This is a genomic window from Mesorhizobium wenxiniae, from assembly GCF_002284535.1.
Classification (GTDB): domain Bacteria; phylum Pseudomonadota; class Alphaproteobacteria; order Rhizobiales; family Rhizobiaceae; genus Mesorhizobium; species Mesorhizobium wenxiniae.
Window position 1 is genome coordinate 19589 of the sequence record NZ_NPKH01000023.1, and the last position, 22214, is coordinate 41802.

The following is a 22214-nucleotide window of genomic DNA, read 5'->3' on the forward strand; positions in this document are numbered from 1 at the left end:
ATCAATCCTCGTCGGAGAAAAGCGATGATGGCGCATTCGGGTTGCGAAGGCGGCCGATCAGCGCCGAGACCGCCGTGATGTTCATTTCCTCGGGCGACCAGTTCCTGGTCTCCTCGATATGCCGGGGCGCCAGCTCGCGATGCGTGCTGCCACTATAGGCGGCATCCTGATGGGTGACGCGCTCGTGGGTCTTGGCATTTTCGCGGACATACTCGATCAGATAGTTCGGGCATTCGGAGCGGCCACGCACGCCGAGCCTGACCTGGGCATCGCCATGGGCGCGCTTGCAGCGCTCCAGCTTCTCGAGCACCCGGCGGACATATTCGACCGGCTTGTCGAGCTCTCCCACGACATCGGCGATGGTCGAATCGGCGGCGATCGCCTTTTGCGGGACGCGCTTGGTGGCCATCAGCGTTTGCCCACGCGCTTCGGCAAGACAGGGAGCGCGGCGGCCGCAGCCATCTCGTCGGCTTCCTTTTCCAGGCGCAGTTCGCGCAGCCGTGCGGTCTTGGCTTCCCGGGCCTCGCTGACAGCATCCTGTTCGGAAATGATGCGGTTGAGCGACATGGACTGGGTCTGGGCCTTGCTGAAGATGGATTCGGCCTGGTCGCGGGGTTTCTTTGAAGTGGCGGTCAAGGTCTTTCTCCCGGTTCGGAGCATGATGCCGCAAAATGGCGAGACCGGTCTTTCGACCAGGACCACGCACAGAGCAATACGGCAGTCGGATTCAAATTGCTGAGCATCCTTAACACGTTCAAGCGAACGCGCGGTGCTCTTTTCCAATTTTTGAAGCGCGAAATGCAAAAGGCCAGGCATTGCCTGACCTCCCGCTGAAGCGCCGCGCGTCCAGTTGAACCCGCTGACACTTTCTCATCTGCGCATGATCCTTTCTGGAAAGTGATGTTTCCCGGGTCATGCGCTGGTATTCGCCGTTCACCGGTGCCAGTACATCCGTGGTCACCGGCGAAGCTGAATTCCGTTTTAGGCCGCCTTCAACTGATCGGCGGACATCTTGCCCGACTTGTTGTCGCGGACCATCTCGTAGCCGAGCTTCTGGCCCTCGACGATGTCGCGCATTCCGGCGCGTTCTACGGCCGAGATGTGGACAAATACGTCGGCAGAGCCGTCGTCAGGCTGAATAAAACCAAAACCCTTGGTGGCGTTGAACCATTTAACTGTGCCTGTGCTCATAACGAACCCTTTCCGTGGCAAATATTCGTTCGCCGTCATGCGAATGCACAACAGCGTTTGTCTCGATTTTGATGGGGGAAGTTCGTCAAAGGCGCGCCTGGACACGCGGATAACAAAAGTCGGTCAAACAAATATCGACGAATTGCTTTTAGACTTCTTTTGCCACCGTGTCAATTTTTGCTTTTGCCGCCCGGTGATCTCGCTGCCGCTGTCTGCGCGGAATCGACGGAGCCCGACTGCAAAATCACACCGACATGCGGGAACCGTTTTGGCTCTCGTGCATTTTGCATATGTCGAAAGTTATTTTGAAAGAGCGATCTTGAGAAAGGCTGACGACACCAGGACGCCCCCGCGCAGAAGCACGAGGGGCGTTCTTACATGCGTCGGAGGACTGCGCTCACGTGACGGCGGTGATCAACGGCAGGATCTCGTAGCGGAAGCCCAGCCCGGAGCGCACCGTCGGATCAGCTTCGGTCAGTTCCCTGGCGCCCTGTTCGTCTTCGGCGCGCACGATGCCAAGGCCCCATGGCCCGGCTGGATCGGCGACCGGTCCGAACAAAAGCACCCTGCCCTCGGCGAGTTTGCGGTGCAGATAGTCCGAATGCTGCTTCATCAGCGCCTCTTCCGCAGCGGTCATCGTGAAGGCGAAATCGGGCCGTGGCGGTATGAGCCTGCAGTGGAACACGGCCTGTGGCTTGCCGTGCCCCTCGCTGGTGAGGAAATCGCCCAGCCAACCGAGCACGTGCTCCCAGCCGGAGCCGTGGGCGCGGCACGACTCCTTGCGCGCGCCAAAACCTTGATGGCGCAGGGTCAGCCGGGTTCCTGCCTCGACCGCTTCGAGCATGTATACGACGGTAGTAACATTGTCGCCGTCCCACGGCGCCTTCCACGTCATCACCAGCCTGTGCGGCGGGTCGACCTCCAGATACTCACCCTGGACATGGAATTCCTCGCCGTCGGCGCCCTTGCCTTCCGAACGCCAAGCGCCGCCCGGCCGCACGTCTGCGATATGTCTGGTCGTTCGGTACTGTTCGTCCGAACCCCACCAGAGCGGGATCTGGTCTTCAGCGGTCAGCGCGTGAAACACGCGCTCCGGCGGCACTGCGATCGTCACAGTGGCAAGGATGGTGCCCGACGAAACGTCTGCGATCGCGCGCGGTCTGTCGTTGCTGGTCATCATTCGCTCTCCAGATAGGATTTCAGATTGCCGAGGCTCGCCTGCCAGAAATCGCGATAGGGCAAGATCCAGTCGGCCACGTCCTTGAGCTCGGCCGGCTCCAACCGGTAGAGCCGCTCGCGGCCGATCTTCTGCTCGGAGACGACGCGCAGCTCACGCAGGACCCGCAGATGCTTGGAGATCGCCGGCCGGCTCTGCGAAAAGGCCGAGGCAAGTTCGTTGACGGGCGCCGGCCCCAGGCGCAATCGGTCGAGGATGGCGCGTCGGGTTGGGTCGGCGATGGCCCGGAAAACGGAACGGTCATGATCAGCCTGCGGCATAATACGTATCCATTTGGTTACCTATTATGCCGATCCTCTCCTCTTGTCAATTGCAGCTGGTGTTCAGCGTTCCTGTTCGGATGGCCTGATGACGATTTTGTTGACGCGCGCCGCTGATCGAGGCCTGCTTTAGCAGAATTGGTGATGTGCCAGCCGGGGCCCGGTCGGCACAGAGCCTTCTCGAACGGCGTCTCCAGACCTGCCTTCGCCAGATCGCCCGGCGGGTGAACAAAAAGGCGGCTCGGCCGCCGGCTAGAAACTAAGACGCTTGGAGAAAGCGTTGGTGAAAGCGACCTCGCCGTTGTCGCCGGTGGCTTCGCCAAGCACAACGTCCATGCTGTCGCTGGTCACTCGCGCCAGCGCGAAGCCGCCCATATAGGCGGCCTTCGGCTTGAACAGGTCGAGCCCGTCGCGGCGGTAGATCATTGGTGTCTCGTGCTGGTGGCCGTGGAATATGCCGACGACGTTGTAGCCCTTCAGCGCCGCCAGCAGCGCCTGCCGGTCCGCCTCGCTCCACCAATGCGGCGGACCGGTACCGTCATCGTCGAAGGTGCGTTTGGCGGCATTCCAGCGTTCGGTCGAAAAAACATCCCAGCCATAGTGCTGGTACAGGATGACGGGGCGGCGATCCGCTGCATAGGTCGCCAGATCCTGCTCCAGCCATGGTAGGCTGGATACCGCGCCGTGGCCGGCGTCGCCGGCAAAACGGTGCGTCTGGACGAGATGCAGGCCGCCCCAGTCCCATGAGTAGCAGTCGGTGTCGACATCGTAACTGGTGGCCGGCACCGGCGGCTTGAAGAACACGCCGGCACGATGGTTGATCTCGACATAATCGCGCATTTCGCGGCGATACCAGTCGACGTGGTTCGGCGGACCGTTCTGGTCGAGATCGTGGTTGCCGAGCCCGACATAGACCGGCATATGTACGCGATCGGGGCCGACACCCTGCTGGTAACGCTGGCTGAACTGGAGCAGCTGCGTGCCTTCGCTGGGCTGGGTGACCTGGCCGCCGCCGTCGTCGGTCATGTCGCCGCCGACGACGAGGCCGAGCGGCGCGCCGATGCGGCTGCCGGCCGAGCGCAGTCCGGTGGCGATGCCGTTGATTTCGGCCGGCCAGTCCTTCTCGCCGATGGCGTTCAACGCGGCGACACTGCGCAGCAAGGCGGCGTCGGTCTTGCCTTCCTGCTGACAATTGGGGCTCAGCCCGCTGGCCATGCGGCAGGCATGGACATCGGCGACGAACAGGAAGGTGGCGTCGACAGGCGGAATGCCCTGCCCGGTCCCTCCGAGCGCCGGTCGCGCAAGGGAGCCGGCTGCAGCCAACGCTGCCGCCTGTGCCAGGAAGCTGCGCCGGGAGAGTGATCCTGCCGAGATGCGATTCATGACGCGAGATTCAGCACAGCCGGCGCCTCTTCGTCCAGTTGGCTCGAACGGTATGTCGACACGATGCCGCAGGTCTGCCATTCCTTCAGTGTCAGGACTCAACTTGCCGGGCAGACGAGGACGCTATGAAGACTATATCCATCGGCACGGCACTCACCATCCTGGCGAGCGCCGCTCATGGCGCCGAGTGTATCGACGCCAAAGGCGCCAAGGCCGGCTTCATTCTCGAAAGGCCCGGCATCCGCAGCGAGTTTCGACCGGCGGCGGCTGGAATGGTGTCGGTTGCCAACGAATACCAATCCCAATCGCCGCAGACGCAGTTTCTGTTCGGTGGCCTGATCGAGGTGTTTCGCGACAGCGAGACCGGTCAGCTTGCCATGATCCCGTTTTTCGATCTCAGAAAGCTGTTTCCGCTCAAGGCCGGGGCGAAGAGCGAGACGGTATTCGTCCGTCTCGCAGCAAACAAACAACCGAAGGGCACCGAGACGCTCGAGATCAACGTCAAGGGCAAGGAGACCTTCAGCCTGGGCGACTGCAAATACAACGTGCTCGCCGTGAGGCAGACGATCAAGAACGAGGCCGGCAAGACACAGGATGAATTCACCGCGCTGTACGCGCCCGACCTGCAGGCCGTTCTGGCCAAGCGCTATGACGAGGGCACCAGCGGCGAAAGTGTGGTCGGCTACGAGGTGATCAAACCGCTGCCGAATTAAGTCCCGGCAGGGCAGAGGGCGACTGGCGCTCCGGCATCAAAAGGCTTTGTGCTGCCGCAGCATCCTGCGACGTCGATTCGCTCCTGCTCCCTTGGATGACGAAACTGAGGAAGCTCCCTGCTCAAGCGCGTTCAGGCAATCGCGCAGCACACCAGAATCCTGCGTCGTCTTGGCCATCGACATGGCGCCGGAATAGGTCGCGACCGCAAGCGCGGCGAAGCGCTGCGGATCGGTGTCCTGCTCCCTGCCCGCCTGCTGGTCGGCCCGAACCTTGTCGGCGATTGCCTGGCGCCATGCCGAAAAGATGCCGGCAAGGGCAGCGCGAAAATCCGCATCGGCGAGCGACAGTTCATGCGCCAGATTGTTGAGCGGGCAGCCGCGCACGAAACCCTGTTGCTCCAGTTCCGCCGCCACGGCCTCGAACACGCCGCGCACGCCCTCGCGCGCCGAGCCTGCCGCCTGCACCGGCGCGATCCATGTTTCTTCGACGGCCGCGGAGACCCGCTCCTCGATCACCGCCAGCGCCAGCGCCTTCTTGGTCGGGAAATGATGATGCAGCGCGCCGCCGGTGACGCCCGCCGCCGCCATCAGGTCGCCGAGGCTGGAAGCGTGGTAGCCGCGCGCCTGAAAGGAGGCTTCGGCGACATCGAGCACGCGTTTGCGCAGGCCGTCCGGGTCGTTGGTGCGTTTCCCGGGCCGCATCTTCAGGCGAGCGATCATCTCTGCTGACATTTCCATACGATAGCAGATTGACAAAACAGGACAACCGGTCTGTTTATAAACAGGATGAACACCCTGTTTTGGAGATTGTGCGATGAGCCTGCCCCCGAATGCCCCGCCGAAATCCAGCCTCAACGCCTCGCCGGTCGTCGAGCTCAGGCAATACACACTGAAACCTGGCCGGCGCGACACGCTGATCGACATCTTCGACGGTCACCTGATCGATGGTCAGGAAGCGGCGGGGATGACGATCATCGGTCAGTTCCGCGATCTCGACCGGCCTGACATGTTCGTCTGGCTGCGCGGCTTCGACGGTATGGAAGCGCGGAAAAATGCGCTGATCGCTTTCTACGAGGGACCCGTATGGGCGGCCTGGCGCGATGCCGCCAACGCCACGATGATTTCCTCCGACGACGTGCTGTTGCTGAAACCGGCATGGCCGGACGCTGGTTTCCAGCTGACAGGCTCACAACGGACAGCCGTGCCGGCTTACGAAAAGCCAAGCGGAGACAATCGCTTGTCGGATAGTGTTGTCATCAAGATTCATCACCTGCGACCCGGCGCCGGGGCCGACTTCGCCAGCCGCTTCGAAACCGACGCCATTCCCACGCTGGCGGAATTTGGCGCACGGCCACTTGCTGCGTTTGTTACCGAACATGCCGAAAACAGCTTTCCCCGCCTGCCGGTGAGATCAGGTGAAAACGTCTTCATCAGTGTCACCGCCTTCGACAGCGCGGACGCCCATGCCCGCCACGAGGCAGCCCTTGCCAGTTCCCCGGAGTGGCAGGCACTCGAGCGGGAGGCCCAGTCATGTCTGGCTAGATCGACCGAGACCTTGCGCCTATCTGCAACCTCACAGTCGCTGCTTGGTCGGTGAGAGGCGAGCCTCTTCCTTCTCTCCCTGCGGTTGAAGGAAGTGAGGTTCCTTCAACCGATTTGCATCCTTGCGGCTCGCAATCTCCGCTTGAAGCAATTTGTGCAACGCGATACGCCGGTGCCGAATTCGACAGACTGGAGACACAAGTGAGCGCGCCAGAGACCAGAACCGAAACCGACACGTTCGGTCCCATCGACGTCGCCGCCGACCGTTATTGGGGCGCGCAGGCGCAGCGTTCGCTGGGCAATTTCAAGATCGGCTGGGAAAAGCAGCCGGCGTCGATCGTTCGCGCGCTCGGCATCGTCAAGCGGGCGGCGGCCGAAACCAATATGGAGCTGAAGCGGCTCGACCCGGCCATCGGCAAGGCGATCGTCGAAGCCGCTCAGGAAGTCATCGACGGCAAGCTCGACGGTCATTTCCCGCTGGTCGTCTGGCAGACCGGCTCGGGCACGCAATCCAACATGAACGCCAACGAGGTGATCTCCAATCGGGCGATCGAACTGCTGGGCGGCGTCATGGGCTCCAAGAAACCGGTGCACCCCAACGACCACGTCAATATGAGCCAGTCGTCGAACGATACCTATCCGACGGCCATGCACATCGCCTGCGCCGAGCGCATCGTGCACGACCTGTTGCCGGCGCTGAAGCATTTGCATGCGGCGCTCGAAGCCAAGACCAAAGCTTTCGCCCACATCATCAAGATCGGCCGCACGCATACGCAGGACGCGACGCCCCTCACCCTTGGCCAGGAATTCTCAGGCTATGCCGCGCAGGTCGCCTCGTCGATCAAACGCATCGAGATGACGCTGCCCGGCCTGCAGGAACTGGCGCAAGGCGGCACGGCCGTCGGCACCGGCCTCAACGCGCCGATCGGCTTTGCCGAGAAGGTCGCGGCGCGAATCGCTGACATCACCGGCATCGGCTTCGTCACCGCGCCGAACAAGTTCGAGGCCCTGGCCGCGCACGATTCCATGGTGTTTTCGCATGGCGCCATCAACGCCTGCGCCGGCGCCCTGTTCAAGATTGCCAACGACATTCGTCTGCTCGGCTCCGGCCCGCGCTCCGGCCTCGGTGAACTGTCGCTGCCGGAAAACGAGCCGGGTTCATCGATCATGCCGGGCAAGGTCAACCCCACCCAGTGCGAGGCGTTGACGCAGGTCTGCATCCAGGTGTTCGGCAACAATGCCGCACTGACCTTCGCCGGCAGCCAGGGTCATTTCGAGCTCAACGTCTATAACCCGCTGATGGCCTATAATTTCCTGCAATCGGTGCAGCTGCTCGCCGACGCCTCCATCTCGTTCACCGACAATTGCGTCGCGGGTATTGAGGCGCGGGAAGAGAACATCAAGGCCGCACTCGACCGCTCGCTGATGCTGGTGACGGCGCTGGCGCCGACCATCGGCTACGACAACGCCGCCAAAATTGCCAAGACCGCGCACAAGAAGGGTACAACCTTGCGCGAGGAAGCGCTGGCCACCGGGTTGGTCAGCGAGGCCGACTACGACCGCCTGGTGCGCCCGGAGGATATGACGCATCCGGGATGATTTTGAGCTGATCGCAAAAACGTTACTGCGGTGAACAATCTGTAACCAAATCTGCATCTTCGGTGAACAGTCGCCCTGCTCTATGTGGATAGGCAACGCAACCCTTCCGGAGAGAGCCCATCATGTCTACCAATACATCCGTTGCCGGTTCCGGCACCGTTTCCAACGCCTCGGCCACCATCCTGCTTGGCCGCGTTCTGCTTTCAGTCATTTTCGTGCTTTCCGGTTTCGGCAAGCTCACTGCGATCGCCGGCACCGCCGGTTACTTCGGCAGCATGGGCCTGCCGATGCCGACCGTAACGGCGATTGCCGTCGGCCTGGTCGAGCTGCTTGGCGGTCTCGCCATCCTCGTCGGCTTTCAGACCCGGATCACCGCCTGGGTGCTCGCAATCTTCACCGTCGCCACGGGACTGGTCGCCCACACCGGCTGGGCCGATCAGATGCAGATGATCAGCTTCATGAAGAACCTGGCGATTGCCGGCGGCTTCCTCGTGCTGGCTTCCTCAGGCGCCGGCGCCTATTCGGTCGACGCCAAGCGCGGCTGACGCAGGCTAATGACTAGTGCAGCAAGGGCGCGGAATTTATCGCGCCCTTTTTCGTTGTCGATCTAACGACCTTCGATTGGCCGGGCCGAGTGGCCTGGCTCGAATTTCTGCTAAGATCGAACGTCGGGGTGAGCCAACCGGCTGGCCGACCTCGGAGGTGACCAAATGCCCCGCAATGCGCTGCTACTGCTTTCCCGACTGCTGCTCGCCGCGCTATTCGTTCCGTCCGGCTTTCACGCGCTTAGCGACATCGCCGGCACATCGGGCTATTTCGCCGGCCTCGGCCTACCGCTGCCGACGCTTGCTGCCTGGGGCACGGGGCTGTTCGAGCTGATCGCCGGGCTGCTCATCCTCGTCGGCTTCAAGACACCTGTCTTTGCGCTTCTGCTTGCCGCCTTCTGCATCGCGGCAGGCTTCATCGGCCATTATGGCCAGGGCGGCGACGATCCGACGCTGACCTTCATGCATTCACAGATGCTGATGAAGGACATCGCCTTATCAGGCGGTTTTCTGGCATTGGCGATGGCTGGCGCCGGCGCCTATTCGTTTGATGGGCGGATACTTCGGATCGGCCCTGAAACGACTTGACCGGCACAAGCTGTTTGTCTCAGCCAGATTACTTGGCTGGCATATTGGGGCCGCCCTCGACCGCCAGCACCAGCCGGCGGTTGGTAACCCTCGCCAGCTGTGCCAGCCGGCCGGCCGGCCGCTCGCCGTAAAGGTCGGCCAGCGACGCCGGCAGCACCAGCGCAAGCACGCCATTGCCGCGGCTCTCCCATTTCAACCGCGGCATGACGCCCGGCATCGCCGCCGTCAGCAGATAGACGACGCGCATCACGGCGGCCAGCACGCGGGCGCGCTCGATATAGCGTGGCGTCGCCAGTGCCTTGATTTCCGGCGCGATCGATTCGTTGAAGATGCCCTCATGACGGTAGGCGTTGGCCAGCGCCAGGAAGGCGCGGCCGGGATGGTCGACGCCGATGAAGGAGGCGTGGGCAATGATGTTGAGCGATTGCTTGCCGCGATATTCGGGATGTGCGCGCCAGCCGATGTCGGCAAGCAGACAGGCGGCCTGGCGGTAACGCGCCTCGTCGACCGTCTCCTCGATGCCGAAGGCGGCGAAGGTCTTGCCCGTCCACTCGACAAGCTCATGCGCGTGGGTGACCGAGCGCGAACGCAGCCGGGCGAGTTCCTCCGAGGCCGAGATCAACGGATCTGCCTTCTGCTCGGCTTTGTCGAGCAGCGAATAGAGGAAGCCCTCGCGCACGCCCAGCGCCGAGACGATGATCTTGGACGGCTGCATCGCCGTCATGATCTCCTGCAGCACGATGGCGCCATAGGGCAGCAGCGAGCGGCGGTTCTTTGAGACGCCCTCGATCCCCCTTACCTTCTCGATCTCGCCCTTGGCGACCTGCTTGAGGAAGTTCGTAGCGCTGTCGATGCCGATCTCGTAATGGTGCATGACGCTCAGCGGATAGCTGGTCATTTCCATGTACAGCCGGGCGAGGTTTCGCCAGGTGCCGCCGACCGCATAGAACGGCCTGCCCTGCCCGCCTTTGAGCAGCTTTGCCCGTTCCAGTTCGTCGCGCGCTATCTTTGCCGCCTGGGCCAGTGAGTTCTTGGCCATGTCCTGCAGACGCAGGCCGCCCAGCGGCAGCGTGATGCCGTCGCCGATTGCCTCGCCATCGACGTCGACCAGTTCGAGGCTGCCGCCGCCGAGGTCGCCGGCGATGCCGTTGGCCGGGTGGAAGCCGGAAATGACGCCAAGCGCGGAATAGTGGGCTTCCTGGCGCCCGCTCAGCACCTGGACCTCGGTCTTGAGTACATCTTCGGCGCGCTGGATGAAATCGGGACCGTTGACCGCCTCGCGGGCGGCGGCGGTCGCCAGCACGTACATTTGCTCGGCGCCGACCTGCTCGGACAGCGCGCGGAAACGCCGAAACTCCTCCATCGAGCGGGTCACCGCCTCGGGATCGAGCTTTCCGGTCGAAACGATGCCGCGACCGAGGCCGGCCAGCATCTTTTCGTTGAACAGCGTGGTCGGCGAGCGCGCCAGCCCCTCATAGACGACAAGACGGATCGAGTTCGACCCGATGTCGATGATGGACAGCGGTCGGCGGTCCTGAAGCCGGCCCTGGGACGTTGAAATCATCAGCCGGTCGCTGTGGCGTTTTTCTTGCGGCGCTTGAACTGCGCGATGCGCTTGGGCGCATGCGATTTCAGCGCATCACCGCGTCCGGAAAGGCTCGGATTGGTCATGAAATATTCCTGCGCGTTGAACGGTTCCTCGCCCTCCTCAAGCGTGGCGCGCCGGGAGGTTCCGTCAGCCAATACGTCGAAACTTTGCTGGTTGTCCATGATGTTGCCCAGCATGATCTGGCCGAGGACTTGTTCATGCACCGTTGGATTGATGATCGGCACCATGGTTTCGACGCGACGGTCGAGATTGCGCGGCATCAAATCGGCCGATGAGATGTAGACGACCGCCCCGTCCGACGGCAGTCCATGGCCGTTGCCGAAACAATAGATGCGGCTGTGTTCGAGGAAGCGGCCGACGATCGACTTGACCCTTATGTTTTCCGACAGGCCCGGCACCTGGGGCCTCAGACAGCAGATGCCGCGCACGACAAGATCGATCTCGACGCCGGCGCGGCTGGCGTCATAAAGCGCGTCGATGATGATCGGATCCACCAGCGCATTCATCTTCATCCAGATGCGGGCCGGCCGGCCTTCCAGCGCATGGGTAATCTCGTCTGAAATATGCTTGAGAATCCGGCTTCTCAGCGTGAAGGGTGAGATAGCCAGCCGCATCTCATCGGTCGGCTCGGCGTAGCCGGTGATGAAATTGAACAGCTGGGCGACGTCGCGGGCGATCGTCGGAGCGGTGGTGAAGAAGGACAGGTCGGTGTAGATGCGAGCGGTGACGGGATGGTAGTTGCCGGTGCCGAGATGCACATAGTTGCGCAGCTTGCCGTCCTCGCGCCGCACCACCAGCGACATTTTCGCGTGTGTCTTCAGTTCGAGGAAGCCGAACACGACCTGAACGCCGGCGCGCTCGAGGTCGCGCGCCCAGCGGATGTTGGCTTCCTCGTCGAAACGCGCCTTGAGCTCGACCAGCGCGGTAACCGACTTGCCGGCCTCCGCCGCGTCGACCAAAGCGCGCACGATCGGGCTGTCGTTCGAGGTTCGATAGAGCGTCTGCTTGATCGCCACGACTTCCGGGTCGGCCATCGCCTGGCGCAGGAACTGCACCACAACGTCGAAGGATTCGTAGGGGTGATGAACGATGATGTCCTTCTCGCGGATGGCGGCGAAACAGTCGCCGCCATGCTCGCGGATGCGCTCGGGAAAGCGCGGATTATAGGGCGTGAACTTGAGGTCGTCGCGGGCGATGGCGACGATCTCGGAAATCTGGCTGAGCGCCAGCGGACCGGTGAGCACACTGATGCGGCTCGACGAGACGCCAAGCTCGCCGGCGACGAACTCGCGCAGTTCGGCTGGCATCAGCTTATCGAATTCGATGCGGATGACCGAGCCACGGCGGCGGCGCTTCAGCGCCGTCTCGAACAGGCGCACGAGATCCTCGGACTCCTCCTCGACCTCGATGTCACTGTCGCGGATGATGCGGAACGTGCCGGAGCCCTTGACTTCGTAGCCGGGGAACAGCTTGCCGATATAGAGGCCGACCGCTTCTTCCAGCGGAATGAAGCGGACATGATGCTTGCGGTCGGGCAAGCGAATGAAGCGTTTCAGCGCCACCGGCAGACGCAACAGCGCGCTCATCTCCTCGCCATTCCTGCGATGGCGCAATTGCAGGGCCATCGAGAAGCCGAGATTGGGAATGAACGGGAATGGATGCGCCGGGTCGATCGACAGCGGTGTGAGCACCGGAAAGACCTGCTCCTGGAAATGATCCTCGAGCCAGGCCTTCTCGTCCTTGGTCAGCCCATCGCGGCTGATGCTCTCGATGCCTTCCTTGTCGAGCAGCAGCATCAGCGCGGAAAGGCTTTTCTGCTGGTCCTCCTGCAGACGCTCGACCTCGCGCAGCAACTGTTCCAGCTGTTGTTCGGGGGTGCGACCGTCCGGGCTCTTCAGCGTGATGCCTTCGCGAACCTGGCCGGCGAGACCGGCGACGCGGACCATGAAGAACTCGTCGAGATTGGCGGCCGAAATCGACAGGAAGCGGACACGCTCGAGCAGCGGATGATTGGCGTTTAGCGATTCCTCGAGGACGCGGCGGTTGAATTGCAGCCAGGAAAACTCGCGGTTGACGAAGCGGTCCGGGTTGCCGCCCTCTGGGCTCGCCACCTCGACAGTGGTGAATTCGCTCTGCACCGGCTTTAGTTCGTTCATGGTTCCTGCCCGTTTCGCACCCGCTGGCCACAGCGTCGCGCGTCTTTGCGGACGCGCAAAGGACGCTCTACCACTCTTAAGCTAGGCATGATCCCCAGCGAAACCGAATTCGGTTTTCGGGGCCATGCCTTAACCGGCTTAGCTTATCCTGTGACAGGCTTTTACGACAGTTTGATTTCATCGATCTTGCAAAGAGACAGCTTATGATCCAGATGCAATCCAGGCTACAGCGCGGCGCGCCCTTGGACGCGCAAAGGACGCGGTGGAATTTTGATTTGCGCTTGATCCGGGGTCATGCGGCAGATGTAGGAGACGACGATGGCAGGCGGTTCCATTCCCCATTTCCAGAACGATGCGGGCTATGCGGCGATCGACATCGGCGTCAAGGAATTCATGTGCACCGGCGCCAACCCGCCTTTCGACCATCCCCATGTGTTTCTCGACATGGGCGACGACAATGAAAAGGTCTGCCCCTATTGCTCGACGCTTTTTCGCTATTCGCCAAAGCTGAAGGCGACGGAAACGCAGCCTGCGGGATGCCTCTATATCCATCAGGCAGCCTGAGGCGCACGCCATCCCCATGGACGACACCCGGTCCCGGCAGGTCGTTATCGCCGGAGCCGGCGTCGCCGGACTGACTGCGTCGCTGGCATTTTCCGAACGCGGCTATCTGGTGCGGCTGTTCGAACAGGCGCCGCGCCTCGAAGCAGCCGGCGCCGGCATCCAGCTGTCACCCAACGCAACGCGCATCCTTCGCCAGCTCGGCGTGCTCGACCGGCTGTTGCCGGCGGCGGTGCGGCCGGAGGCGGTCGTGCTCAAGGACGCCGCCACACTGCGCGAGCTGGCGCGGGTGCCGCTTGGCGAAGAAGCCGAAAGGCGCTGGCACGCGCCCTATCTCGTCGCTCATCGGGCCGATCTGCAAGACGCGCTGATGGCGCGCCTTGCCGAACAGCCGGACATCAGTCTCGTCACCGGCGCGCGCGTCGGCGGCATCGCCGCAGGACCGCGCCATACCACGGCAACAGTCGAGATTGCCGGCAAGACGGTCGAAGCCGACGGCTTTCTGCTGATCGGCGCCGACGGCGTGTGGTCGGCTATCCGTGCTCTTGGCGGGTTTGCGGCCAAAAGCCGGTTTTCGGGCGAGCTTGCCTGGCGCGCTACGATCAGTGCAGACAGTGTCGCGGGAGAAGCGCTTGCGGCGGTCGGCGCCGCCAATTGCGTGACCGCCTTCCTGCATCCCGGTTTTCACCTCGTCACCTATCCCGTCAGCAACGGCACGGCGTTCAACCTGGCCGCCTTCACCAGGGGCGAGATCATCGCCGAGGGCTGGTCGGGCCACGCCGACCCCAACATCCTCGTCGGCGCGATGCGTGGCACGGCGGCAGCACTGGCCCGGCTTGGCGAGGATGCCGGCCCGTGGACCGCATGGCCGATCCATACGGTCGACCAGGCACAGCCATGGACAACGCCCGCCGGCATCGCGCTGATCGGCGACGCCGCGCATGCGATGACGCCGTTTGCGGCGCAAGGCGCGGCGATGGCGATCGAGGATGTCGCAACCCTTGCAGGTTTTGTCGCCGCCTCGCCTGCCGACCCCTGGAGCGCCCTTGCCGCCTGGGAAAAGGTGCGGCGCCCGCGCATCGCCAAGGTCGCCCGCCGCGGTGCTGTCAACCGTCTCGCCTGGCACGCTTCCGGGCCGGTGGCGGTCGCGCGCAACCTGTTTCTGAGATTGCACTCTCCGGAAAGGCTCGCCGCCGATCTCGATTGGCTTTATGGCTGGCAGGTGCCGGAAACCGTCGGACACTAGTGCCAAGCATCAATTATAAATCCGCATCGACAGGTCGAGCGAGGCCGGCAGCGGATTCCACCAGCCTGTCCGCAGGCCGGCGATACGCAGAGCCGCCGCTGTCCAGGTGTTGCAGCCAACCAGCGCGTTGAAATGGCCGTTGGCTTCGTAGAAGCGGTCGAACCTGGAATAGGCGGCATTCTCGACTGGGATGGGACCGTTCGGCCCTTGCTGGAAACTCGCGGTGATGAAGTCGAGCAGCGCCGAAAAACGCTCCTCGCTGATGTCGAAGCCGGCGACGTCGGGGTGCGGCTCGACAATGTTGGCGGCGACATCGATATGCATCACCGATGCGTCCAGTGTCAGCGCCTTCATCACCGGCACCGCCTTCAGTTCCGACCAGGTCGGCGTCTCCAGATAGAAGGCGCGGCCTCCCCAGCCGAAGACGATGTAGCGGACCCCAGCCATGTCGTCCGGAATGCCGCCATCGACCAGGAAATGGAAGCGCTTGCGCACGTCGTCATCGACCGGAACGGCGATATCGGTGTGGATCGGATTTTTCAGCACCAGGATGTGCCTGGTGGCTACGGGATCGGCGGCGGCCGCCGGCAAGAGCGGCCGTGGAATGAATGTCCCAAAACCACGGCAAGCACGATTGCCACCACCAGAATGGCGAGAAAACGCCCAAGCTTTTTCACGAGGGACGGCTTTTTCATGTGGGACGGCCTCGCAATCGGGGCGCAATCGCCGGCTGACGGCCCAGACGCAAAAGAGCCCGGCAGGATTTCGGCCGGGCTCTTTTGATTCGCGTGAGAGCGATCAGTGCAGGATCTGCGACAGGAACAGTTTTGTGCGCTCGTGGCGCGGATTGTCGAAGAACTCGGCCGGCGTGTTCTGCTCGACGATCTGGCCCTGATCCATGAAGATCACCCGGTTGGCGACCTTGCGGGCAAAGCCCATCTCGTGGGTGACGCAGAGCATGGTCATGCCCTCTTCGGCGAGGCCGACCATTGTCTCCAGCACTTCCTTGATCATTTCGGGATCGAGCGCAGAGGTCGGCTCGTCGAACAGCATGATGCGAGGGTTCATGCATAACGAGCGGGCGATGGCGACACGCTGCTGTTGGCCGCCGGAAAGCTGGCCGGGATATTTGTTGGCCTGTTCCGGGATCTTGACGCGCGTGAGGAAGTGCATGGCGATTTCCTCGGCCTGCTTCTTCGGCGTCTTGCGCACCCAGATCGGCGCCAGCGTGCAGTTTTCCAGGATGGTCAAATGCGGGAACAGGTTGAAGTGCTGGAAAACCATGCCGACCTCGCGGCGCACTTCGTCGATCTTCTTGAGGTCGTTGGTCAATTCCTTGCCATCGACGATGATCTTGCCCTTCTGGTGCTCTTCCAGCCGGTTGATGCAGCGGATCATCGTCGATTTGCCGGAGCCCGAAGGGCCGCAAATGACGATGCGCTCGCCGCGCATCACCTTCAGATTGATATCCTTCAGCACGTGGAATTCGCCGTACCATTTGTGCATAGCGATGATGTCGATGGCGACGTCGGTGGTGGATACCTGCATCTTGGCGGCATTGACCTTGATCTCTTCCGCGCTGACTGCATTTTCTGTGGCCATGGAAGGTTCCCTTTTTTGTTCTTAGCGTTTGTAGCTGGTATCGAGCCGGCGTTCCGTGAACATCGAATAACGCGACATGCCGAAACAGAACATCCAGAAGACGAAGGCAGCGAACACCAGGCCGGACCTTGCCGTCTGCGGCGTTGCCCAGTTGGCGTCGGAAAAATTCTGTTTGACGACGCCGAGCAGGTCGAACATCGAGATGATTGAGACCAGGCTGGTGTCCTTGAACATGCCGATGAAGGTATTGACTATGCCGGGAATGACCAGCTTCAACGCCTGCGGCAGCACTATCAGGCCCATCTTCTGCCAGTAGCCGAGGCCGAGCGAATCCGCACCCTCATACTGGCCCTTGGGGATCGCCTGCAGGCCGCCGCGCACCACTTCGGCCATATAGGCAGCGGCAAACAGCGAGACACCGATCAGCGCCCTCAGGAACTTGTCGAAGGTGACGCCGGCCGGCAGGAACAGCGGCAGCATGACGCTGGCCATGAACAGGACGGTGATCAGCGGGATGCCCCGCACCGTCTCGATGAAGATGACGCACAGCATCTTGACGATCGGCATCTTCGATCGCCGCCCCAGCGCCAGCACAATGCCGATCGGCAGCGACACGGCAATGCCGACGAAGGACAGGGTGAGCGTCACCAGAAGCCCGCCCCATAGCGGGGTTTCGACATGCGGCAGGCCGAACACGCCGCCAACCAGCAGGATGAAAGCAACGATCGGCAGCGCCCCGAAGAATAAGATTGCGTTCAGCCCCTTGCGCGGCACCTTCGGGATGAGCAGCGGCACCAGAAGCGCCACGAACAGGATGGCGACGAGGATCGGCCGCCAGCGCTCATCGATCGGATAGCGGCCGAACATGAACTGGCCGAATTTGGCGTTGACGAAGGCCCAGCAGGCGCCCGACCAACCATCCGGCTGGATGCCGCCCTGCGCCACCGTGGCGCAGAACGTACGGTCGGTGCCGGTCCATTGGGCGTTGATGAGAGCCCAGCTGATCAGTTGCGGCAGGATCATCGCGACCAGCACGATGCCGATGATGGTCAGGATCGTGTCGCCGGTCGACGCAATCAGGTTTTTGCGTATCCAGGCGCCCAGACCGCGCTCACTTGCTGGCGCCGACTGTGCCAGCGCCATTTCGACGCGGACGAAGGAAAGGTCGTGCTCCTGCATGTCGCTACCTCTCCACCAGCGCCATTCTGGCGTTGACCACGTTCATGATCGCCGACGTCAACAGGCTGAGCGCGAGATAGACCACCATCATGATCAGCACGCACTCGATCGCCTGGCCGGTCTGGTTCAGCACCGTGCCGGTCGTCGCCGTCAGGTCCGGGTAGCCGATGGCGATGGCCAGCGACGAGTTCTTGGTCAGGTTCAGATACTGGCTGGTCAGCGGCGGAATGACGATGCGCATGGCTTGCGGAATGACGACAAGCCGCAGAATCGAGCCCGGCCGCAGCCCGAGGGCACCGGCTGCCTCGGTCTGCCCCTTACTGACGCCCATGATGCCGGCCCGCACGATTTCGGCGATGAAGGCGGCCGTATAGAAGGACAGCGCCAAATAGAGCGACAGGAACTCCGGCTTGACCTGAAAGCCGCCGGTCAGGTTGAAGGTCGATTGCTTTGGATAATCGAAGCTCAGCGGGAAGCCGCTCAGCGCATAGGCCAGCAACGGCAAGCCGATGATCAAAGCCGCCGATGTCCAGAACACAGGGAATTGCTGGCCGGTCGCCATCTGCCGCTGACGCGCCTTGCGGGCGACGAACCACGCCATGGCGATGCCGAGAAGCAGAGCAACCAGGATCAGCCAGGAGCCTTCGCCCCACACGGCGCGCGGAAAATAAAAGCCACGTTGGTTGAGAAAGGAACTGAACGGCAAATTGATGCTCTCGCGCGGCGCCGGCAGCACCGAAAGCACGCCTGAATACCAGAAGAAGATGACCAGCAGCGGCGGGATGTTGCGGAAGACCTCGACATAGACCGTGCAGATCTTGCGGATCAGCCAGTTGTGCGAAAGTCGGCCGACGCCGAGGATAAAGCCGATTATGGTCGCGGTGATGATGCCGGAGACGGCAACGATGAGCGTGTTGATGAAGCCGACCAGAATGGCGCGGCCATAGGTGGAATCCGACGAGTAGGCGATGGCGCTGTCACTAATGTCGAAGCCGGCGCGGCCCCTGAGGAAACCGAAGCCTGATGCAATGCGCAGGCGCGTCAGATTGTCGATGGTGTTTTGGACGATCCACCAAACCAACGCCACCAGCACGATGACGACCACCGCCTGGAAGAATATGCCGCGGACCTTCGGATCGTTGATGAAGGAGCCGCTTCTTGGCTCCTCGCGAAGAATTTCCTGCGATGCCATTCGACCATCCCCTGGAAAGAGAAACCGGAAGGCAGACGATCTGCCTTCCGGATCACATTTCGGTCAGCGGATCGGCGGAGAGTACTGCAGGCCGCCCTTGGTCCACAACGCGTTGATGCCGCGCGCGATCTTGAGCGGGCTGCCCGAACCGACATTGCGTTCGAACATTTCGCCATAGTTGCCGACAGCCTTGACGATGTTGACCACCCAGTCATTGGAGACACCGAGATCGGTGCCGATCTTGGTGTCGGGCTCAGTTCCGAGCACGCGCTTGATCTCCGGGTTGTCCGAGTTCTTCATCTCGTCGACATTGGCCTTGGTGATGCCGAGTTCCTCGGCCTGGAGCAACGCGAAATAAGTCCACTTGACGATGTGGTACCACTGGTCGTCACCCTGACGCACGGCCGGTCCAAGCGGTTCTTTTGAGATGATCTCGGGCAGCACAACGTGGTCGGCCGGGGCGCCAAGCGTCAGGCGGATACCGTAGAGACCCGACTGGTCGGTGGTGTAGACATCGCAGCGGCCGGCGTCATAGGCGGCGTTGACCTCTTCCAGCTTTTCGAAGACGACCGGGTTGTACTCCATCTTGTTCGACTTGAAGTAGTCGGCGAGGTTGAGCTCGGTCGTGGTCCCGCTCTGCACGCAGACCGCCGCGCCTGAAAGCTGCAGCGCGGAGTTCACGCCCGGCAGCTTCTTGGCGTTGATCATGAAGCCCTGGCCGTCATAGTAGGTGATACCGACAAAGTTCAGGCCGAGCGCTGTGTCGCGGTTGATGGTCCAGGTGGTGTTGCGCGACAGGACGTCGATCTCGCCGGACTGCAACGCGGTGAAGCGTTCCTTGGCGCTGAGCGGCGTGAACTTGACCTTGGTGCCATCGCCGAAAACGGCGGCCGCGACAGCGCGGCAGAAATCCGCATCGATGCCTTGCCAGTCGCCCTTGTCGTCCGGCGCCGAGAAGCCGGCCAGACCGGTCGAGACGCCGCATTGGATGAAGCCCTTGGCCTTGACGTCGTCGAGCGTGGCCGCCGACGCGGCCGAAGCCACCAACCCAAGCGCGGCGGCGCCCAGAATGCCGATTGCAATGTGTTTCATAACCCACAGACCCTTTTCTGTTTTTTTCAGGCGAACCTGACTTTTTCCGTGTGAACGCAGCTTCCCGTTCCGGCCCATTCCCGGAACCCCGCATCGCAACCGACGCGCTGCCTCCCATTCACGAACTGCATCGAAGGCGATTATTTCAGTGAGGTCAAGGGAAATGACCTAAACCGAAAGAGTTTGAAAACCAATTGCCGCAAATGCCTGAATTGCAGACAAACGCGCTTGGAAACTAGCCAGCCGTGCGAACAAAGCCGGCAAAGCCCGGTCAACGCAAATCGGGGGCTGGGCCGGCAAAACCCGTCGCTCGGATTTACGGCCCATGACTGACTTGTCGTGCGATAATTGGCATATCCAAAGTCCGCCGGCTGGCGGGTGGCGAACGGTTGCGCGGCCAATGCCGCCGCACTATGGCTAGCGCTTCATCAGAGGCGAAGCGCAATGGCAAAAGACGGCAACGAAATGGGCATCAACACGCGGCTTGCCCATTCGGGCAACAATCCGCACGACTATTTCGGCTTCGTCAATCCGCCGGTCGTGCATGCCTCGACCGTGCTCTATCCCAACGCGGCGACGATGGCGGCACGCAGCCAGAAATACACCTACGGAACGCGCGGCACGCCGACCACCGACGCGCTTGCCGGCGCGATCGACGCGCTCGAAGGCTCGGCCGGCACGATCCTGGTGCCCTCGGGCCTGGCGGCGGTGACGGTGCCGCTGCTCGCCTTCCTGTCGGCGGGCGACCATGTCCTGATCGTCGATTCCGTCTATCACCCGACCCGCAATTTCGCCGACACGATGCTGAAACGGCTGGGCGTCGAGGTTGAGTACTACGATCCGCATGTCGGTGCCGGTATAGCGGCGCTGATCAAGCCCAACACCAGGGTCGTGTTCACCGAATCGCCGGCCTCCAACACGTTCGAGGTGCAGGACATACCGGCCATCGCCAGCGCGGCACACGCCGCAGGCGCGATCGTCATGATGGATAACACCTGGGCGACGCCGCTCTACTTCCGCCCGCTCGACTACGGCGTCGACATCTCGATCCATGCGGCGACAAAATACCCGGCTGGCCATTCCGATGTGCTGCTCGGCACCGCGTCGGCCAACAAGGCCTGCTGGAAACAGCTTTGCGAGACGTTCTACACGATGGGCTGCTGCGCCGGGCCCGACGATGTCTATCAGGTGCTGCGCGGCCTGCGCACCATGGGCGTGCGCCTCGACCACCATCAGCGCAGCGCACTGGCCATAGGCGCCTGGCTGGAGGGCCAGCCGGGCGTGGCGCGCGTGCTGCATCCAGCGCTTGCCAGCCACCCCGATCACGCTCTCTGGAAGCGCGACTTCTGCGGCTCGAGCGGCATTTTTTCGATCGTCCTCAAGGGCGGCGGCCAGAAACAGCAGCATGCCTTCCTCGATGCGCTCAGGATATTCGGCCTTGGCTATTCCTGGGGCGGCTATGAGAGCCTTGCCGTGCCGGTGTTCCTCGGCGACCGCGTCGTCGCCAAGGGCCCTTATGACGGCCCGCTCGTCCGCTTGCAGATCGGGCTTGAAGACGTCGACGACCTGAAAGCCGATCTGGCGCGCGGCCTCGCTGCGGCGGCGGCTGCTTGAGCGACGGCAGGGTCTTCCAACAGGCGCATCCTCGGCCTGATCACGCAGACCGATCTGCTGGCCGCAACGGCGCGCGCAAGCTGCAGACAAGCTGCTGGTCGAAGCGGTAGCGTAGTCGGGCCGCCGGGAAAAATGTTCGGGAACCTTTTCTCGGTTAGCCCGTCCAATGTTTCGATCGGAGGATTTGCTTCCGGTCAGGAGATTGGGCTCGCGATGAGGAAACCGCTCACGGCTGCGACCGTCATGCCCGCCGCATCTGGCGAGATGCAGCTTGTCAGCCGCGCCCTGGCACGCGAGGGCGGAGCCTTCCGCACGATTATCAAGACGCACAACCAGCGGCTCTATCGTATCGCCCGCAGCGTCGTCCGCAACGACAGCGAGGCTGAGGACATCGTGCAGGAGGCCTATGTCAGGGCCTTTGCCCAGCTCGGGGATTTTCGCGGCGAATCCTCTCTCGCCACATGGCTGTCGCGCATCGTCATCAATGAGGCGCTTGGGCGTTTGCGCAAAAGGCGGCGAACGGTAGCGATGCCGCAAAGTCTACAAGCCGAAATCATCAAGTTTCCCCTTAATCCCAGCGACGATCCGGAGCGGACGATGGCGCAACGGCAGATCCTCGAGCTCGTCGAACGGGCGACCGATCGCCTTCCCGATGTCTACCGGACAGTATTCGTGGCGCGGGTGATCGAGGGTCTCAGCATAGACGAGACCGCAGCATTGCTTGATGTGCGGCCCGAAACCGTCAAGACCCGGCTGCACCGCGCCCGCGCCCTCGTCCGCAAGGCGCTGGACGATCAGATCGGCCCGGTGCTGCTCGATGCCTTCCCCTTCGCCGGCCGCCGGTGTGAACGGCTGACCGCCGCGGTGATGCAGCGGCTTGGCTTTAGAGACTGATTTTTCCCGAA

General features: G+C 62.4%; 22 protein-coding genes and 1 pseudogene. 9 read left to right on the forward strand and 14 right to left on the reverse strand.

Annotation, left to right across the window (positions count from 1 at the left end; genetic code table 11):
* Position 1: 1 nt before the first annotated feature.
* From CIT31_RS16375 to CIT31_RS16400, 6 genes are all read right to left on the reverse strand, one after another.
* The gene (locus tag CIT31_RS16375) at positions 2-409 is read right to left on the reverse strand and encodes a hypothetical protein (RefSeq protein ID WP_095519475.1); all 408 of its coding nucleotides are present in this window, start codon (positions 407-409) and stop codon (positions 2-4) included.
* Positions 409-636: a hypothetical protein gene (locus CIT31_RS16380; protein WP_095519899.1), complete on the reverse strand. Its 228-nt coding sequence runs from the start codon at positions 634-636 to the stop codon at positions 409-411. Before CIT31_RS16380 ends, CIT31_RS16375 begins: the two co-directional genes overlap by 1 nt.
* Before the next feature lie 345 nt (positions 637-981).
* A complete protein-coding gene (locus CIT31_RS16385) occupies positions 982-1191 on the reverse strand; it encodes a cold-shock protein (protein ID WP_010915421.1) in 210 nt (69 codons plus the stop codon).
* A gap of 397 nt (positions 1192-1588) precedes the next feature.
* Entirely contained in the window at positions 1589-2371 is a 783-nt protein-coding gene (locus CIT31_RS16390; protein ID WP_245316339.1) for an SRPBCC domain-containing protein, read from the reverse strand.
* Positions 2368-2688 (reverse strand): ArsR/SmtB family transcription factor, encoded by a 321-nt coding sequence (locus CIT31_RS16395; RefSeq protein ID WP_095519476.1) that lies wholly within the window; start codon positions 2686-2688, stop codon positions 2368-2370. The genes CIT31_RS16390 and CIT31_RS16395 overlap by 4 nt, the downstream gene beginning before the upstream one ends.
* A 252-nt stretch (positions 2689-2940) precedes the next feature.
* Positions 2941-4071, reverse strand: a complete 1131-nt coding sequence (locus tag CIT31_RS16400; RefSeq protein WP_165778473.1) for a metallophosphoesterase — start codon at positions 4069-4071, stop codon at positions 2941-2943.
* Between the two features lie 125 nt (positions 4072-4196).
* On the opposite strand from CIT31_RS16400, the gene CIT31_RS16405 reads away from it, so the two are divergent.
* Positions 4197-4784, forward strand: coding sequence for a hypothetical protein (locus CIT31_RS16405; RefSeq protein WP_095519478.1), 588 nt, complete (start codon positions 4197-4199; stop codon positions 4782-4784).
* 36 nt (positions 4785-4820) lie between these two features.
* Here CIT31_RS16405 and CIT31_RS16410 read toward each other — a convergent pair whose 3' ends face one another.
* A complete protein-coding gene (locus CIT31_RS16410) occupies positions 4821-5504 on the reverse strand; it encodes a TetR/AcrR family transcriptional regulator (RefSeq protein ID WP_095519901.1) in 684 nt (227 codons plus the stop codon).
* A gap of 94 nt (positions 5505-5598) precedes the next feature.
* Between CIT31_RS16410 and CIT31_RS16415 the strand changes: the two genes are divergently transcribed.
* The 4 genes from CIT31_RS16415 (at position 5599) to CIT31_RS16430 (ending at position 9058) form a co-directional block, all read left to right on the forward strand.
* The gene (locus CIT31_RS16415; protein WP_095519479.1) at positions 5599-6381 is read left to right on the forward strand and encodes an NIPSNAP family protein; all 783 of its coding nucleotides are present in this window, start codon (positions 5599-5601) and stop codon (positions 6379-6381) included.
* 146 nt (positions 6382-6527) lie between these two features.
* Entirely contained in the window at positions 6528-7925 is a 1398-nt protein-coding gene (fumC, locus tag CIT31_RS16420; RefSeq protein WP_095519480.1) for a class II fumarate hydratase, read from the forward strand.
* A gap of 122 nt (positions 7926-8047) precedes the next feature.
* Complete coding sequence (locus CIT31_RS16425) at positions 8048-8470, forward strand: DoxX family protein (protein ID WP_095519481.1); 423 nt, start codon at positions 8048-8050, stop codon at positions 8468-8470.
* Positions 8471-8635: 165 nt separating this feature from the next.
* Entirely contained in the window at positions 8636-9058 is a 423-nt protein-coding gene (locus tag CIT31_RS16430; protein ID WP_095519482.1) for a DoxX family protein, read from the forward strand.
* A gap of 28 nt (positions 9059-9086) precedes the next feature.
* Here the strand turns inward: CIT31_RS16430 and ppx are convergent, their stop codons facing one another.
* Both ppx and CIT31_RS16440 read right to left on the reverse strand, forming a co-directional pair.
* On the reverse strand, positions 9087-10622 hold the full coding sequence (gene ppx, locus CIT31_RS16435; protein WP_095519483.1) for an exopolyphosphatase: 1536 nt from the start codon (positions 10620-10622) through the stop codon (positions 9087-9089).
* Entirely contained in the window at positions 10622-12823 is a 2202-nt protein-coding gene (locus CIT31_RS16440) for an RNA degradosome polyphosphate kinase (protein ID WP_095519484.1), read from the reverse strand. Before CIT31_RS16440 ends, ppx begins: the two co-directional genes overlap by 1 nt.
* Before the next feature lie 318 nt (positions 12824-13141).
* Here CIT31_RS16440 and CIT31_RS16445 point away from each other — a divergent pair, with 318 nt between their 5' ends.
* Positions 13142-13387, forward strand: a complete 246-nt coding sequence (locus tag CIT31_RS16445) for a zinc-finger domain-containing protein (RefSeq protein ID WP_095519485.1) — start codon at positions 13142-13144, stop codon at positions 13385-13387.
* A gap of 16 nt (positions 13388-13403) precedes the next feature.
* Entirely contained in the window at positions 13404-14630 is a 1227-nt protein-coding gene (locus tag CIT31_RS16450; RefSeq protein WP_095519486.1) for an FAD-dependent monooxygenase, read from the forward strand.
* 9 nt (positions 14631-14639) lie between these two features.
* Here CIT31_RS16450 and CIT31_RS16455 read toward each other — a convergent pair.
* From CIT31_RS16455 to CIT31_RS16475, 5 genes and pseudogenes are all read right to left on the reverse strand, one after another.
* Positions 14640-15325 (reverse strand): annotated as a pseudogene (locus CIT31_RS16455) (TIGR02117 family protein).
* 103 nt (positions 15326-15428) lie between these two features.
* Complete coding sequence (locus CIT31_RS16460) at positions 15429-16232, reverse strand: amino acid ABC transporter ATP-binding protein (protein WP_065008990.1); 804 nt, start codon at positions 16230-16232, stop codon at positions 15429-15431.
* Positions 16233-16253: 21 nt separating this feature from the next.
* The gene (locus CIT31_RS16465) at positions 16254-17411 is read right to left on the reverse strand and encodes an amino acid ABC transporter permease (protein ID WP_095519487.1); all 1158 of its coding nucleotides are present in this window, start codon (positions 17409-17411) and stop codon (positions 16254-16256) included.
* Between the two features lie 4 nt (positions 17412-17415).
* Positions 17416-18603 (reverse strand): amino acid ABC transporter permease, encoded by a 1188-nt coding sequence (locus CIT31_RS16470; RefSeq protein ID WP_095519488.1) that lies wholly within the window; start codon positions 18601-18603, stop codon positions 17416-17418.
* 63 nt (positions 18604-18666) lie between these two features.
* The gene (locus tag CIT31_RS16475; RefSeq protein ID WP_095519489.1) at positions 18667-19695 is read right to left on the reverse strand and encodes an amino acid ABC transporter substrate-binding protein; all 1029 of its coding nucleotides are present in this window, start codon (positions 19693-19695) and stop codon (positions 18667-18669) included.
* A gap of 444 nt (positions 19696-20139) precedes the next feature.
* On the opposite strand from CIT31_RS16475, the gene CIT31_RS16480 reads away from it, so the two are divergent.
* Together CIT31_RS16480 and CIT31_RS16485 are read left to right on the forward strand one after the other, a co-directional pair.
* Positions 20140-21309, forward strand: coding sequence for a cystathionine beta-lyase (locus CIT31_RS16480; RefSeq protein ID WP_095519490.1), 1170 nt, complete (start codon positions 20140-20142; stop codon positions 21307-21309).
* Between the two features lie 213 nt (positions 21310-21522).
* A complete protein-coding gene (locus CIT31_RS16485) occupies positions 21523-22203 on the forward strand; it encodes an RNA polymerase sigma factor (protein ID WP_165778474.1) in 681 nt (226 codons plus the stop codon).
* Positions 22204-22214: the final 11 nt, after the last annotated feature.

Excerpts from the sequence above, each read along its gene's own strand:
- CIT31_RS16385 (WP_010915421.1), bottom strand. The coding sequence starts at position 1,191 with ATGAGCACAGGCACAGTTAAATGGTTCAACGCCACCAAGGGTTTTGGT.
- CIT31_RS16395 (WP_095519476.1), bottom strand. The coding sequence starts at position 2,688 with ATGCCGCAGGCTGATCATGACCGTTCCGTTTTCCGGGCCATCGCCGAC.
- CIT31_RS16425 (WP_095519481.1), top strand. The coding sequence starts at position 8,048 with ATGTCTACCAATACATCCGTTGCCGGTTCCGGCACCGTTTCCAACGCC.
- CIT31_RS16375 (WP_095519475.1), bottom strand. The coding sequence starts at position 409 with ATGGCCACCAAGCGCGTCCCGCAAAAGGCGATCGCCGCCGATTCGACC.
- CIT31_RS16390 (WP_245316339.1), bottom strand. The coding sequence starts at position 2,371 with ATGATGACCAGCAACGACAGACCGCGCGCGATCGCAGACGTTTCGTCG.
- CIT31_RS16440 (WP_095519484.1), bottom strand. The coding sequence starts at position 12,823 with ATGAACGAACTAAAGCCGGTGCAGAGCGAATTCACCACTGTCGAGGTG.
- CIT31_RS16450 (WP_095519486.1), top strand. The coding sequence starts at position 13,404 with ATGGACGACACCCGGTCCCGGCAGGTCGTTATCGCCGGAGCCGGCGTC.
- CIT31_RS16445 (WP_095519485.1), top strand. The coding sequence starts at position 13,142 with ATGGCAGGCGGTTCCATTCCCCATTTCCAGAACGATGCGGGCTATGCG.
- CIT31_RS16480 (WP_095519490.1), top strand. The coding sequence starts at position 20,140 with ATGGCAAAAGACGGCAACGAAATGGGCATCAACACGCGGCTTGCCCAT.
- CIT31_RS16405 (WP_095519478.1), top strand. The coding sequence starts at position 4,197 with ATGAAGACTATATCCATCGGCACGGCACTCACCATCCTGGCGAGCGCC.
- CIT31_RS16470 (WP_095519488.1), bottom strand. The coding sequence starts at position 18,603 with ATGGCATCGCAGGAAATTCTTCGCGAGGAGCCAAGAAGCGGCTCCTTC.
- CIT31_RS16400 (WP_165778473.1), bottom strand. The coding sequence starts at position 4,071 with ATGAATCGCATCTCGGCAGGATCACTCTCCCGGCGCAGCTTCCTGGCA.
- CIT31_RS16410 (WP_095519901.1), bottom strand. The coding sequence starts at position 5,504 with ATGATCGCTCGCCTGAAGATGCGGCCCGGGAAACGCACCAACGACCCG.
- CIT31_RS16475 (WP_095519489.1), bottom strand. The coding sequence starts at position 19,695 with ATGAAACACATTGCAATCGGCATTCTGGGCGCCGCCGCGCTTGGGTTG.
- CIT31_RS16415 (WP_095519479.1), top strand. The coding sequence starts at position 5,599 with ATGAGCCTGCCCCCGAATGCCCCGCCGAAATCCAGCCTCAACGCCTCG.
- CIT31_RS16465 (WP_095519487.1), bottom strand. The coding sequence starts at position 17,411 with ATGCAGGAGCACGACCTTTCCTTCGTCCGCGTCGAAATGGCGCTGGCA.
- CIT31_RS16430 (WP_095519482.1), top strand. The coding sequence starts at position 8,636 with ATGCCCCGCAATGCGCTGCTACTGCTTTCCCGACTGCTGCTCGCCGCG.
- CIT31_RS16460 (WP_065008990.1), bottom strand. The coding sequence starts at position 16,232 with ATGGCCACAGAAAATGCAGTCAGCGCGGAAGAGATCAAGGTCAATGCC.
- CIT31_RS16485 (WP_165778474.1), top strand. The coding sequence starts at position 21,523 with ATGAGGAAACCGCTCACGGCTGCGACCGTCATGCCCGCCGCATCTGGC.
- ppx (WP_095519483.1), bottom strand. The coding sequence starts at position 10,622 with ATGATTTCAACGTCCCAGGGCCGGCTTCAGGACCGCCGACCGCTGTCC.